Annotated in this window: 12 protein-coding genes and 1 riboswitch; of the genes, 3 read left to right on the forward strand and 9 right to left on the reverse strand. The window is 61.7% G+C overall.

Annotated features, from left to right (window positions below):
* Positions 1-13: 13 nt before the first annotated feature.
* Entirely contained in the window at positions 14-1,036 is a 1,023-nt protein-coding gene (locus tag CO671_RS10420) for an aldose epimerase family protein (protein ID WP_097605994.1), read from the reverse strand.
* A gap of 114 nt (positions 1,037-1,150) precedes the next feature.
* A complete protein-coding gene (gene metA / locus CO671_RS10425; protein ID WP_004674197.1) occupies positions 1,151-2,074 on the reverse strand; it encodes a homoserine O-succinyltransferase in 924 nt (307 codons plus the stop codon).
* A 49-nt stretch (positions 2,075-2,123) separates the two neighbouring features.
* Positions 2,124-2,201, reverse strand: a riboswitch (SAM riboswitch).
* Positions 2,202-2,356: 155 nt separating this feature from the next.
* Between metA and CO671_RS10430 the strand changes: the two genes are divergently transcribed.
* On the forward strand, positions 2,357-4,213 hold the full coding sequence (locus CO671_RS10430; RefSeq protein WP_097605856.1) for an ABC transporter ATP-binding protein/permease: 1,857 nt from the start codon (positions 2,357-2,359) through the stop codon (positions 4,211-4,213).
* 58 nt (positions 4,214-4,271) lie between these two features.
* On the opposite strand, the gene CO671_RS10435 is transcribed toward CO671_RS10430, so the two are convergent.
* From CO671_RS10435 to CO671_RS10445, 3 genes are read right to left on the reverse strand one after another with little or no spacing between them, the layout of a single operon-like run.
* The gene (locus CO671_RS10435) at positions 4,272-6,092 is read right to left on the reverse strand and encodes an ABC-F family ATP-binding cassette domain-containing protein (protein ID WP_097605857.1); all 1,821 of its coding nucleotides are present in this window, start codon (positions 6,090-6,092) and stop codon (positions 4,272-4,274) included.
* A gap of 3 nt (positions 6,093-6,095) precedes the next feature.
* Entirely contained in the window at positions 6,096-6,752 is a 657-nt protein-coding gene (locus tag CO671_RS10440) for a thiamine diphosphokinase (RefSeq protein ID WP_170964960.1), read from the reverse strand.
* A gap of 56 nt (positions 6,753-6,808) precedes the next feature.
* A complete protein-coding gene (locus CO671_RS10445) occupies positions 6,809-7,336 on the reverse strand; it encodes a MarR family winged helix-turn-helix transcriptional regulator (RefSeq protein ID WP_097605859.1) in 528 nt (175 codons plus the stop codon).
* 114 nt (positions 7,337-7,450) lie between these two features.
* Between CO671_RS10445 and CO671_RS10450 the strand changes: the two genes are divergently transcribed.
* Both CO671_RS10450 and CO671_RS10455 read left to right on the forward strand, forming a co-directional pair.
* The gene (locus tag CO671_RS10450) at positions 7,451-8,989 is read left to right on the forward strand and encodes an MDR family MFS transporter (protein ID WP_097605860.1); all 1,539 of its coding nucleotides are present in this window, start codon (positions 7,451-7,453) and stop codon (positions 8,987-8,989) included.
* Positions 8,990-9,369: 380 nt separating this feature from the next.
* Complete coding sequence (locus CO671_RS10455) at positions 9,370-10,914, forward strand: M48 family metalloprotease (RefSeq protein WP_097605861.1); 1,545 nt, start codon at positions 9,370-9,372, stop codon at positions 10,912-10,914.
* A 104-nt stretch (positions 10,915-11,018) separates the two neighbouring features.
* On the opposite strand, the gene CO671_RS10460 is transcribed toward CO671_RS10455, so the two are convergent.
* The 4 genes from CO671_RS10460 to CO671_RS10475 all read right to left on the reverse strand — a co-directional run bounded on the left by CO671_RS10460 (position 11,019) and on the right by CO671_RS10475 (position 14,161).
* Positions 11,019-11,882 (reverse strand): RNA polymerase factor sigma-32, encoded by an 864-nt coding sequence (locus CO671_RS10460; protein WP_018244054.1) that lies wholly within the window; start codon positions 11,880-11,882, stop codon positions 11,019-11,021.
* Positions 11,883-12,259: 377 nt separating this feature from the next.
* The gene (locus CO671_RS10465; RefSeq protein ID WP_011427211.1) at positions 12,260-12,832 is read right to left on the reverse strand and encodes a CarD family transcriptional regulator; all 573 of its coding nucleotides are present in this window, start codon (positions 12,830-12,832) and stop codon (positions 12,260-12,262) included.
* Between the two features lie 393 nt (positions 12,833-13,225).
* Positions 13,226-13,564, reverse strand: a complete 339-nt coding sequence (gene fdxA / locus CO671_RS10470) for a ferredoxin FdxA (RefSeq protein ID WP_011427210.1) — start codon at positions 13,562-13,564, stop codon at positions 13,226-13,228.
* Positions 13,565-13,756: 192 nt separating this feature from the next.
* Positions 13,757-14,161, reverse strand: coding sequence for an RNA-binding S4 domain-containing protein (locus tag CO671_RS10475; RefSeq protein WP_097605862.1), 405 nt, complete (start codon positions 14,159-14,161; stop codon positions 13,757-13,759).
* Between the last annotated feature and the right edge of the window lies 1 nt (position 14,162).

Raw genomic sequence — 14,162 nt, forward strand, 5'->3', positions numbered from 1 at the left:
TCTGGGCGGACGCTCAGCTCTTGGTAAAGATATAATCCGTCTCCTGGCGCAGCACTTCGCCGGGGCGCAGCACCGCATTCGGGAAACCTTGGTGATTGATGGCATCCGGCCAGACCTGCGTTTCCAGGCAGAAGCCGGCGAAGGGGCCGTATTTGCGCCCACCGAGGCCGGGCGCCCCGGTGTTCAGCTTGAAGCCGGCATAGAACTGCACGCCCGGCTCGGTGCTGCGCACCTCAAGCGACACACCAGAATAAAGGCTGCGGGCGAGCGCGACGCTGCGCTTGGCGGTGCGTTCGGCTGACAGGCAGAAATTATGGTCGTACAGCACCTGCTCGCTGCCGACGAAACGCTTCATCGGCGCCATTTCGCGCAGGTCGAATTCCGTGCCGGCAACGGAACGGATCTCGCCGGTCGGCACCTGCCTGTCATCGGTCGGCAGATAATGATCGGCGGCGATCATGATGTCGTGGCCAAGCGCATCTTCGCGGCCGTCGAGATTGAAATAGGCGTGCTGGCAGACATTGGCGAGCGTCGGCTGATCGCTGGTCGATTCGTAGGTCACCGACAGTTCGCCGCTGCCGTGCACCCAGAAGGTTGCCTGGATCGTGCAATTGCCGGGATAGCCGGCGCGGCCATCGGGATCGACGATTTTCAGCACCACGCGGTCGACGGCATGCTCGACGATCGTCCAGTTGCGTTTGGCGATATTGTCGCTGCCGCCATGCAGATGCGTGACGCCGTTTTCGTTCGGCTCGAGCTGATAGTCCTTACCGTCGAGGGTGAATTTACCGCCGCCGATGCGGTTGGCGCAGCGGCCGGGCGTCGCGCCGAAATAGGCGGAATAGAGCGGATAGCTGTCGAAATCCTCAAAGCCGAGCGAGAGCGGCGCGTCATGTCCCTCGAGGCGCAGATCCTGGATGACCGCGCCCCAGCTGATGATCTTGGCCGTCAGCCCGCCGCCCTTGATGACGACACGATAGACGGTTTCGCCCGCCTTCGTCTGCCCGAAAACTTCCCGCTCCAACTTCTCCGACATGATCGACATCCGTTCCGTTCTATCCTTGGGGTTCAGGACCGGAACCTGCCCGCATTTGCTTCAATCCGCAACCGGTCGGATCAGAAAGAAATGCCGCGGCATCCGCTGATCCGCTCAGAGATCCATGCCGATCTCTTCGACGTCATAGGGCGTCGTCTGGTAGATTTCGTTGATCCAGTTGCCGAACAGGAGATGTGCGTGACTGCGCCAGCGGTTCTGCGGCGCAAGCGCCGGATCGTTATGCGGGAAGTAATTGTGCGGCATCTTGATCGGCACGCCGGCGTCGACATCACGGAAATACTCGTCGGAGAGCGAGGTGGAATCATATTCGACATGATTGAACATGTAGAGCCGCCGGCCCCTTTTCTCATGCACGAGGCAGACACCCATCTCGCTCGATTCCATCAGAATTTCCAGGCTGTCGGATTTCTCGATGTCGGCGCGCCGCACCTCCGTCCAGCGCGATACCGGCACTTCGAAATTATCCGAAAAGCCGTTGAGATAGATCGAGGAAGGCTTCAGGTTCCGGTGGCGGTAGACGCCGAAGGCCTTCTCCTTCAGCTCGTATTTCGGAACGCCGTGGAAATGATAGATCGCCGCCATCGCGCCCCAGCAGACGTTCATCGTCGAATGGACGTTGGTTTCGGTCCAGTCGAGAATCTCCTGCATCTCTTTCCAATAGGTGACGTCTTCATAGGGCAGGAGTTCGATCGGCGCGCCGGTGATGATGAAGCCATCGAATTTGCGCTGCTTTACCTCCTCCCAGGTCTGGTAGAAGGCAAGCAGGTGATCTTCGGACGTGTTCTTCGCCTTGTGCCCGCCGATGCGGATCAGCGACAGCTCCACCTGCAGCGGCGAGGCGCCGACCAGGCGGGCCATCTGCAATTCGGTCTTGATCTTGTTCGGCATGAGATTGAGCAGCCCGATCTGCAACGGGCGGATATCCTGTCGGATCGCCATTGTCTCGGTCATTACCCGCACACCCTCCTGGACGAGGGTTTCGAAGGCGGGCAGCGTATCGGGGATCTTGATGGGCATTGCGGTCACTCGATCAAAAATAAAAAACCGGCGGCGACAAAAAATCGCTACCGGTCCGCACGCGGCCCTTTAGCGAATTTTTTAACGTGGCTGCAAGCCGGCCGGCCAAATCACCACGGAATGCCTTAATTAGTCCCAGTTGCGCGACGAATCAACTGCCGAATGCATGCAGCGGCGACTCAGGCAAGCCTCATCACAGTTTAATGACTGATAGAATCTGTTGATAGACCGGTAACGCCACCATGCTAATAATGACAGTATGGGCGGTGTTGGAAAAGCGTGATGGCAGATAAGACCAAGGGGAGGCCGGGCATCCGAAGGCAGGACAGGGTAGGGTACGATCTCAGCCTGACATATCGCCTCGGGGTGATGTTCTCAGCATTCTGGAATTCTGAAGTGCGTGGCAAGGTGCTGTTTCTGGCGACCGTGCTGATCCTCGTCATCCTGGCGACCTCCTATGGCCAGGTCATCCTGAACGAGTGGAATGCCCCCTTCTACGACTCGCTGGAGCGCCGCGACCTCGGCGAATTCTTCCACCAGCTCGAAATCTTCGCGATGATCGCCGGCACGCTGCTGCTGCTCAACGTGTTGCAGGCCTGGCTCAATCAGATGACTGCGCTCTATATGCGCGAGGGCCTGTCGCGCGATCTCGTCGACCAGTGGCTGAAGCGCAAGCGGGCGCTGCGGCTCGCCTCCAGCGGCCTGATCGGCGTCAATCCGGACCAGCGGCTGCACGAGGATTCCCGCAATCTCGCCGAAAGCACGACGGGGCTCGTTCTCGGCCTGCTGCAATCGACCATTCTTCTGGTCAGCTTTATCGGCGTGCTCTGGCAGCTTTCCAGCGGCTTCATCTTCCACATCAACGGCCACAGCTTCTCCATTCCGGGCTACATGGTCTGGGCGGCGATTTTCTATGCCGCTTCCGCCTCGGTGCTGAGCCAGGTCGTCGGCCGCAAGCTGGTGAAGCTCAATGCCGACCGCTTCTCGAAAGAGGCCGAGCTTCGTTTCACGCTGATGCATGCCAATGAGAACATGCCGGCGATCACCGTCGCCCGCGGCGAGGAGAACGAGCGCCGGCGCATCAACACCGACATCAGCTCGGTGCTGCGGGTCGTCAAGCGGCTGGCCATGGCCAATACCAACCTCACCTGGGTTTCGGCCGGCTATGGCTGGCTGGTGATCGTCATTCCGATCATTGTCGCTGCGCCCGCCTATTTCTCCGGCGGCCTCACCCTCGGCCAGTTGATGATGTCGGTCGGCGCCTTCAACCAGGTCAACACCGCGCTGCGCTGGTATGTCGCCAATTTCGGCCCGATCGCCGAATGGCGGGCCACGCTGATGCGCGTCACCGATTTCCGCCAGGCGCTGCTCGACATGGACGAGGACTACGACCTGAAGGACAGCATCGCCTATGAAAACACCGCGCCCGACACGCTGACGCTGAAGGATGTGGTGATCAACGCCAAGATCGGCGAAGATATCGACGAATGCGGCGGTTTCCGCCTGCGCGAAACCGATGTCGTGATCAAGGCCGGCGAGAAAATCATGATCAACGGCGATCACAGCGTCAACCGCAAGCTGTTGTTCCAGGCCATGGCCGGCCTCTGGCCATGCGGCAGCGGCACGATGGGTCTGCCGCCGGTCGACGATACGCTGTTCGTGCCGCAGATCGCCTATGTTCCGGGCGGCACGCTGCGCGAGGCGCTGGCTTTTCCCGAAAGCCCCAATGCTTACGAGAAAGCCGCCGTCGAGGCCGCCCTCGACAAGGCCGGCCTGCATTCGCTGATCACAAGGCTCGATACCCGCGCTCGCTGGGACAAGCTGCTCGACAGCGACGAACAGAAGGCGATCGGCTTCGCCCGCCTGCTGCTCGTGCGCCCGCGCTGGATCGTCTTCGACGAAGTGCTGGAAGGCATGGAGCCGGAGTGGCAGGCAACGATGGCAAAGCTGCTGACCTCCATGCCCGAAACCGGCATGATCTATATCGGCCGCTCCGAAGCCTATCTCGAGGCGCTGCAGCCGCGCGTCCTGCATCTGCAGGCGCTGCCGTCAAAATCCGAAGAGGCGCAGCCCCAGGTCGCCCAGACGGGCGCCAGCGCCAGTGCGGGCGCTGCTGCCGTCCCAGCCCCGGCGCTTTAAGGCCGCTCCGGCCGTCCGTCCGGTTACATGGATGACGCGAGAGGCTGAGTTGTGAAGGTCAGCCCTCCAGCTCCTCCCGCAGCATTTCGAGCTCTAGCCACTCCTCTTCCATCTTCGTGAGGCTGGCGCGCAGTTTCTCCATCTCGACGGCAAGCCGGTTGAAGGCTGCCGGATCACGCGTGAAGAGATTGGGATCTGCCATCACCTGTTCGCGCTTGACAATCTCGGCTTCGGCTTTCGCCATCTCCTTCGGCAGGCTTTCCAGCGCGAATTTCTGCTTGAAGGAGAGCTTGCCCTTCGCGCTTCCCGCGGCAGGCGCCGTCTCCTGGGTTTTCGGCCTCTCCGCCGCCTTCTCGGCCTTCTTGCGCTCTTCAAGCGCGCCCTTGCGCTGGGCAAGCATGTCCGAATAGCCGCCGGCATATTCGATCCAGCGGCCGTCTGGCGCGTCCGGCACGGCCGGTGCGATCGTCGACGTCACGGTGCGGTCGAGGAAATCGCGATCGTGGCTGACGAGAATGACGGTGCCGGGAAAGCCGGCGACGATTTCCTGCAGGAGGTCGAGCGTCTCGATATCGAGATCGTTGGTCGGCTCGTCGAGGATCAGGAGGTTTGCCGGGCGTGACAGGATGCGGGCCAGCATCAGCCGGGCGCGCTCGCCGCCGGAGAGGCTCCTGATCGGCGTCCGCGCCTGTTCCGGCTGAAACAGGAACTCCTTCATGTAACCAGTGACATGCCGTTGCTCACCGTTGACGATCAGGTTTTCGCCGCGCCCGTCCGTCAGGTAGTTTGCAAGCGTATCCTCGGGATCGAGATCCTCGCGCTTCTGGTCGAGTGTCGCGATCTCCAGATTGGTGCCGAGCTTTATCGTGCCGCTATCCGGAGAAAGCTGCCCGGTCAGCATTTTCAGCAATGTCGTCTTGCCGGCGCCGTTCGGCCCGACCAAGCCAATGCAATCGCCGCGATGCACGCGGATGGAGAAGGGCGTGACGATGGCGCGCTCGCCGAAACTCTTGGTGATCTTGTCGGCCTCGATCACCAGCTTGCCGGATTCCTGCGCGTCGGAAACCGTCGCCTGCACCGTGCCCTGCGGTCCCTTATGGCCGCGATACTGCGAACGCATCGTCTGCAGCTCGCCGAGGCGGCGCATATTGCGCTTACGCCGCGCCGTGACGCCGTAGCGCAGCCAATGCTCCTCGCGCTCGATCGCCTTGCCGAGCTTGTGCTGTTCCAATTCCTCGGCCTCCAGCACCTGGTCGCGCCAGGCCTCGAAATGCGCAAACCCCCTGTCGAGCCGGCGCGAGCTGCCGCGGTCGAGCCAGACGGTTGCGGTCGAAACCTTTTCGAGGAACCGCCGGTCGTGCGAAATCAGAACCAGCGCGCTGCGCGTCTTCTGCAGTTCGCCTTCCAGCCATTCGATCGTCGGCAGATCGAGGTGGTTGGTCGGCTCGTCGAGCAGGAGAATGTCAGGTTCCGGCGCCAGGACGCGGGCAAGGGCGGCACGGCGCGATTCGCCGCCGGAAAGGGTGTTCGGGTCTTCCTCGCCGGTCAGGCCCAGATGCGACAGCAAATAGGTGACGCGATAGGGGTCGTCGCCCGGCCCAAGCCCGGCTTCCGCATAGGCCTGCACCGTGCTGAAGCCGGCAAAATCCGGCGCCTGTTCGAGATAACGCACCGTCGAAGAGGGATGGCGGAAGACCTCGCCGGACTGCGCCTCGACCAGGCCGGCGGCAATCTTCAGCAGCGTCGATTTTCCCGAGCCGTTGCGGCCGACGAGACAGATCTTGTCGCCGGGCTCGACCTGCAGCGAAGCGCCCGCCAGAAGCGGCGCGCCGCCGAAGCTCAGGAAGATATCGTCGAGTTTCAGAATGGGAGGGGCCAAAAATCAGACTCCGGAAAGATCATAGGGCCGGGCGAGCACGATCGCCCGGCCGCTGCCGAGCGAAAAGCGAACTGCGCCTTGCGCGACGTTGGAAATGGGACGCGACGAGCCGAAAGGCAGATGGAAATCGCTGAGCGGATAATGCGCATTCTCGATCGAAAGCCCGGTGAGCGCGCTGAATCCGAGCACCGAAAACAGACTGCCCTTGGGAAGGTCGAGTTCGATCGCGCCTGCCACCAGCGGCACGGCCTCTTCCTTGCCCGAGGTCAGCAGCATGTCGAAACCCTCTTCCGCCAGGCTGACGGCCGACAACAGGTGCTGAAGGGCATGATCGGAGCGTTCGCCGCCGAGCGCGCCGGCGAGGATCAGCCGCCGTGCACCGCGGGCGATCGCTTCCGATACCGCGATCTCGCCATCCGTTGCCGCCTTCGCCACGGGATAGGGCTGTTTCGGCACATCGGGAAACGCCCCTTCGAGATCGGCCGGCGTCGAATCGAAATCGCCGACCCAGAGCTCCGGCGTCACGCCGAGTGCGGTTGCATGCCGCATGCCGCCATCGGCTGCGATGAAGCGGCTGCCGCCGATCGCACGGCGCAGACGCTCCGTCAGGCTGAGTTCGCCGCCGAGCAGAATGGTGAAGGTGGATTGGCTCATGGGCATTGCCCTTAGCGCAAACGGGGGGTCGAGGGGAAGGGCCGAAGGATCGGCGGATCACCTCAACCCGGCGTATCCTTGTCACGCGACAGGAAGATCGCCTCGTAACCGCCGATAAAGCGATCGAACAGCGTCGCGAAGCGTTCGACATCCTCTTCAGGCCAATCGGAGACGATCTGAGAAATGATTGCGAATTTCTGCGCGCGGATCTCCGCAAGCAGGGCCTCGCCCGCCGCCGTCATGACGACGACGATCCGCCGCGCATCGGCCTGCGACGCCTCGCGGCGCAGCACGTTGCGTCCGACCATGTCGGCGACCACCCGGCTTGCCCGAGAGGGATCGATGCGCAGCATCTCCGCGATCAGGCCGACCGTGACCTCGCCGGCAGGCTGCGCCCTGCGCACGGCATCGAGCACATCGAGATGCGAAAGCTCGAGGCCCGGTGCGGCGCTTTGGATCGCCAACCGGCCGATCAGCCGCCGCCCTGTCATCAGCCGCATGCGCGCCATGCTCCGGCCGATGAGAGGCACGTTGTCGTCGTCCGGCTCGGCCGCGCTGTTGGACAGGATGCTGGTCAGAGTTTCATTCATGACGACACCATAACAGAGCGGAAGCGGAAACTGAATATGCCGACGTCAATAATGTGCTATTGACAAATATATGCTAACAGCACATAAAAAGCCGACCAATCGGAACGACGCCCCATGGACATGCAACTCGCGCCCGCGCCGCTGGTGACGGACCCTCGCCGCCGGCTTATCCTCTTCTTCTTCCTGATGACCGCCATGTTCATGGCGACGCTGGATAATCAGATCGTTTCCACGGCGCTGCCGACGATCGTCGGCGAATTCGGCCATCTCGAACGTTTCGGCTGGATCGGCTCGGCCTATCTTCTGGCGCTCAGCGCCGTCATGCCGCTCTACGGCAAGCTCGGCGATCTCTTCGGCCGCAAATACGTAATGATGACGGCAATCGCAATCTTCACCGTCGGCTCCGCGGTCTGCGGCCTCGCCGTCTCGATGGATACGCTGATCGCCGCCCGCGTGCTGCAGGGCCTCGGCGGCGGCGGCATCATGGTATCGATCTTTGCCGTCAACGCCGATCTGTTCGAACCGCGCGAGCGGGCGCGCTATCAGAGCTATTCCAGCCTGGTGCTGATGGCGTCGGGCGCGATCGGGCCAGTGCTCGGCGGCACGATGAGCGACCTCTTCGGCTGGCGCTCGATCTTCCTCGTCAACGTGCCGATCGGCGTCATCGCGCTGACCGGCCTTGCCTTCATGCTGCCTTACCGCAAACCGCATCGCCGCCCCAAGATCGACTATGCCGGTGCGTTGCTGCTTGCGCTGACGGCGACGAGCATCGTGCTCGCCACCGATAGCAGCGAACTGTTCGGCGCATTGATCTCGCCTGAGAGTATTGGAGTCGTCGCCTTCGGCGTCGTTTGCGCCGTCGCCTGGGTTTTCGTCGAGCGCCGCGCATTGGAGCCGATCGTGCCGCTGCAGCTCTTTCGTAATTCGACCTTCAGCCTGATGCTGATCATCTCGATCATGGGCGGCGCCATCGCCATCGGCATGGTCAATTACTTCGCTCTCTTCCTGCAGACCACCACCGGTCTTTCGCCCTCCGCCGCCGGCCTTTTCTTTATCCTTCTCACGGGCGGTCTCGTGTGCGGATCGCTATCGGCAGGCCGCATCATCTCCAGGACGGGACGTTACAAACCCTTCGCCATCGCCAGTTTCACCTGTAGCGCCGTTGCCTTCGCGCTGATGTCGCAGATCCAGGCCGGAACGCCGATCGCCTTCATCGGCGCGATTATGCTGCTGCACGGAATCGGCATCGGCCTTGCCCAGCAGGTTCCCGTTATCGGCGTGCAGAATGCCGCGCCGGCCCGCGACGTCGGCGCCGCGACCGGCTCGGTGACGCTCTCGCGCATGGGCGGCGCCTCGATCGCCATTTCCATCTACGGCGCCATCATCGCCTCCGGTCTCGGCAAGGCCGGCGTTCCCATTGCCGGTGTTGCCGATATCGAACAGCTGACGCCGAAGATGATGGCCGCCCTTCCCGAAGCGAGCCGCCAGGCCGTCGCCGATCTCTATGCCGCCGCCTTCTCGCCGCTGTTCATGACCTCCTGCGCCATTGCCCTGATCGGCCTTGCCGCCGCCGTGATGCTGAAGCCCGTGCAGTTGCCGCGCGCCGGCGAGACGAAGCAACTGCAACCGGCAACGGCGGAAGCGGCGGAATAGCCCAATGGCAAAACCGGAATGCCTCACGCCAGGGGTCCCCTCCTCCAATTAACGATCATGAGTTGTGATTTTCGCGCATCGCTGCTGTTTCTGCGGCGATTGCCGCAATCACCCCGTTCTTTTTCCGTGCCGCCGACAAATCTGCGCCGCATGACGGAACTTTCGCCATAATTTCATCCGAGCGAAGGGAGCCTCAAGGCTGAGGCATTGCCAAAATGCAACGGCGCCACAATTAAACAGAGTCTCGCTATGCAACCGATGCGTAAATCAGCTACAGCAATGACTTGTATCGGCCTATTGTGCAGCGCGAGATCAGGGGTGCACACCTGTTGAGGTCCCAAGGCCGGTCCCGATTTGCGGCAAACCGGCAAAGCAGCGACATGATGCGGAGAACCAGACTGGACAGCTTGACGACGTGGAAATCACCCGCGCTTTCCAGTGATGCCATCTCCGCGCCGTGCCGTTTCGCGCGTCGCCTGATGTTGCTTTCAGCCATCGCAATGACGCTGAACGGGTGTCAATCGCTGATCGAACAATCCTATCAGCCGAGCATCTCGCCGTCTTCCAATCCGCAGATCGTCGACGAGGTGCAGAAGAACGACCCGCGTGCGGCGATGGGCGCCCGCGAACATCCGCGCATCGTGGCAAGCTACGGCGGCGAATATAAGGATGCCAAGACCGAGCGTCTGGTCGCCCGCATCGCCGGCGCGCTGACGGCGGTGTCGGAAAATCCGAGCCAGTCCTACCGCATCACCATCTTGAACTCGCCTGCTATCAACGCCTTTGCGCTGCCGGGCGGTTACCTCTACGTTACCCGCGGCCTGCTCGCCCTTGCCAATGACGCCTCGGAGGTCGCCGCCGTGCTGTCGCATGAGATGGGCCACGTGACGGCGAACCACGGCATCGAGCGGCAGAAGCGCGAAGAGGCGGAGGTCATCGCCAGCCGCGTCGTCGCCGAGGTCCTTTCCAGTGATATCGCCGGCAAACAGGCGCTGGCCCGCGGCAAGCTGCGGCTCGCCGCCTTCTCCCGCCAGCAGGAACTGCAGGCCGATGTCATCGGCGTGCGCATGCTTGGCGAAGCCGGCTACGATCCCTATGCGGCTGCCCGCTTCCTCGATTCCATGGCGGCCTACAGTCGCTTCATGTCGGTCGATCCGGAAGCCGACCAGAGCCTCGACTTCCTGTCGAGCCACCCGAATTCCGCCCAACGCATCGAGCTTGCCCGCACCCATGCGCGGGCCTTCGGCCAGGAAGGTTCGGTCGGCGACAAGGGCCGCGATTATTATCTCGACGGCATAGACGGCCTGCTCTACGGCGACAGCCCGGAGGAAGGCTATGTGCGCGGTCAGACCTTCCTGCACGGCGGTCTCGGCATCCGCTTCGACGTGCCACCGGACTTTCACATCGATAACAAGGTCGAGGCGGTGATGGCCACCGGCCCGAGCGACATCGCCGTCCGTTTCGATGGCGTCGCCGACAACCAGAACCAGAGCCTTACCAACTATATCTCCAGCGGGTGGGTGACCGGTCTCGATCCATCGACCATCCAGCAGATCACCGTCAATGGCATGGAAGCTGCTACCGCACGCGCCAGCGCCGACCGCTGGGATTTCGATGTCACCGTGATCCGCAACAATGCGCAGATCTTCCGTTTCCTCACCGCCGTGCCGAAAGGCAGCGCGGCCCTGGAGCCGACGGCCAATGTTCTGCGGGCGAGTTTCCGGCGCATGACGCCGGCGGAGGCGGCCTCGCTGAAGCCGCTGCGTATCCGTGTCGTCACGGTGCGGCCGGGCGAGAACATCTCGACGCTCGCCGCCCGTATGATGGGCACCGACCGCAAGCTCGATCTCTTCAAACTCATCAACGCCCTGCCCATGGGTGCAGCCGTTTCACCCGGCGATCGCGTCAAGATCATTGCCGAGTAAAAAAAGCCCGGCTTGCGCCGGGCCAGTCTGTGCTGCTGGAGGGGAATGCGGTTTACGGCGCGCGTCTTTTCAGACGCGCAAAGGATGCTGTAAGCACTGTCGGGCTAGGCGTAGGCGGCCATATGCGGGTCGGCGCTGACCAGCGCGCTGCGAAGTTTTTCCATCGCCCGGCTTTCGATCTGACGCACGCGCTCCTTGGAAATGCCGAGATCGGCGCCGAGTTCTTCGAGTGTGGCGCCATCTTCGGCCAGTCGCCGGGCGCTGATGATCTTCATCTCGCGTTCGTTGAGATGTTTCAGCGCCGAGGCGAGCCAGACGCGGCGGCGCTCGCCGTCGATCATGTTGGAAACCTGTTCGTCCGGCAACGGGTCGTCGCTGACGAGGAAATCCATCTTCTCCGCGCTCTCGGCATCGCCGGAGACCGAGGGCGCCTGCAGCGAAGCGTCGTTGCCGGAAAGTCTGGCGTCCATGGTCTGAACGTCGGCAAGGCTGACGCCGAGGGCGGCGGCGATTTCCTGATGAATGGATTGCAGGGTCAGTTGCGTGTCGCCCTTGGCGAGCTTGGCGCGCAGGCGACGCAGATTGAAGAACAGCGCCTTCTGCGCCGAACTCGTGCCGCCGCGCACGATCGACCAGTTGCGCAGGATATAGTCCTGGATCGACGCCCTGATCCACCAGCTGGCATAGGTCGAAAAGCGCACATCACGTTCCGGTTCGAAACGCGCGGCGGCCTCCAGCAGTCCGACATAGCCCTCCTGCACGAGGTCGCTCATCGGCAGGCCGAAATTGCGGAACTTGCCGGCCATGGAGATCACCAGCCGCATATGCGCCATGGCGATTTGGTTGCGCGCACCGCGATCGTCGTGATCTTTCCAGCGGGTGGCGAGGTCGTGCTCTTCCTGGCGGGCGAGATAGGGGGCGGCCATCGCGATTTTGATCATGCGCCGATCTGCAGACATGTTCTTCATTTCGATCTCCCAAAACAGGCCTTCGCCCTCAAAATGAACAATAAAACTCACCTTCCGGAACATCGCTGTCCGGACTGAATGGGGTTGCGAGTGCATGAAGGCCTCACCCCTGGACTTTTCAGGGGGAGGCCCTAATTCTCATCATGTGCCGCTAAGACGGCCGGGCCGGACCTGTTTCTTCACGTTGCCGGATGGGCGATAATGAAAAGGCATGATCCGCTCCTCACCGAACATTGACGGAATGGCAGTTCGCCCGACGAGCCAGCGCCCGACGAGCAGTCCGCAATTACGTGTGATAAACGCGGCAGCCGGGAAAAAGTTCCAATAAAAAACCCGGCACGAAGGCCGGGTTTTTTCATAGGAAAAACAGGGTCGCCTTATGCGGCTTCGTCCTGCGAATCGTCTTCCTCGATGGCCTTGCCGCGCTTCGGACCCTTGTTGAGGTTGGTCTCGACGAGGCGGACAGCCTCGGTTTCCGACATCTTGTTGACAGCGGCGATTTCGCGCGCCATGCGGTCGAGCGCAGCCTCGTAGAGCTGGCGCTCGGAATAGGACTGCTCGGGCTGGTTCTCCGCACGATAAAGATCACGCACGACTTCAGCGATGGAAATCAGGTCGCCGGAATTGATCTTGGCATCATATTCCTGGGCACGGCGGGACCACATCGTGCGCTTGACGCGCGCCTTGCCCTGCACAACCTTCAAGGCACGATCGACGAAATCCGTTTCCGAAAGCTTGCGCATGCCGATGCTCATCGCCTTCGCGACCGGAACCTTCAGGCGCATCTTGTCCTTCTCGAAATCGATAACGAAAAGTTCGAGCTTCATGCCGGCAACTTCTTGCTCTTCAATAGCGGTGATGGTACCGACGCCGTGAGCGGGGTAGACGATCGATTCACCGGTCTTGAAGCCGTGACGTGCTGTAGAAGGTTTTTTCTGCTGAGTCGTCATTCTATCCAAAAACTCCCTGTTACGCATCCGGCGGCGGCCGGAGCCGGGTCAGTCAGGCCCGGTTGAGACGGTTGCATCCGTCGGGTGACTTCACTCTGGTCCCATCAGGCAAAAGCAAGGACTTCTTGCGCGCGATCTGGGGGACCCGGCGCTCAAAGCGTTGATATGTCACGGAAACCGCGTACGGATTGGTTTTGCTTTCGTGATGGTTTTGGGCATGCGTCATGCCACAAATGGAACAGTAGGCGAAACCTATCATAAAAATATGAGGAAATCAATAATTTGGTTCGCCTGAGTCATGCGGGCAACACAGATCACCCATATCAGACACGCAGGATTTAAAACGTTTCATCGCGGAAACGCCCGAATCCGGCGGTCGAATCGGGTAGCCCGTTAATCGCCGGAACCGGGTTTTTCGGAGAAATACTTCTCGAATTTTCCGGTCTGGCCGTCCATCTCCTTGGCCTCCGGCAGCGGGTCCTTCTTGACCGTGATATTCGGCCAGATGCTGGCATATTCGGTGTTGATCTTCAGCCACTTGTCGAGGCCCGGCTCGGTATCCGGCTTGATCGCCTCGGCGGGACATTCGGGCTCGCAGACGCCGCAATCGATGCATTCGTCGGGATGGATGACGAGGAAATTCTCCCCTTCATAGAAGCAGTCGACGGGGCAGACTTCTACGCAATCGGTGTATTTGCACTTGATGCAATTGTCGGTCACGACATAGGTCATGAAGAACTCCAGGATTCCATGCGGATGGGGCCGGGCAACCTGGAACGTCGCGCCTATCCCCCGTGCCGGACGAAGCGTGGACAGGCTTGGGAGGCAAGCACGCTTCCGGCAGGTTGTCAGTGACGTATCGGCTTTATCGCCGGATTTCAAGGATAAACGATCTGCAAAAGCCGCCGCCGCAGACAGAGTTTTCTAATCCTCGTCCGACATCAGCCTGTCGATTGCGCGTCTTTCCTTTTTGGTCGGACGGCCGGTCCCGGTCGCCCGGATCGCCTGCTCGTAGGGGGTGAGGCGTTTTGCCTCATCCGGCGGCGGGGATTGGTCATCATAGAGGAGGCGGGCCTCCTCATAGGGACCCCGCCGCTCCCCGGCGAGGCGTACAATGAGAACGACGTCACGCCGGTCCAGCGCCAACTCGATGCGGTCGCCCGGCTTGACCATCTGGCTCGGGTGGCTGCAACGCTCGCCGTTGATGCGCACGTGCCCCGACTGGACATGGCTCTGCGCCAGCGAACGCGACTTCACCATGCGCGTGAAGAACAGCCATTTGTCGATGCGCTGGCGCGAACCGCTTGCCGGCTGTGTCTCCCCGCCCATG

It is taken from the genome of Rhizobium sp. M10 (genome assembly GCF_002531955.1).
GTDB lineage: Bacteria > Pseudomonadota > Alphaproteobacteria > Rhizobiales > Rhizobiaceae > Rhizobium > Rhizobium etli_C.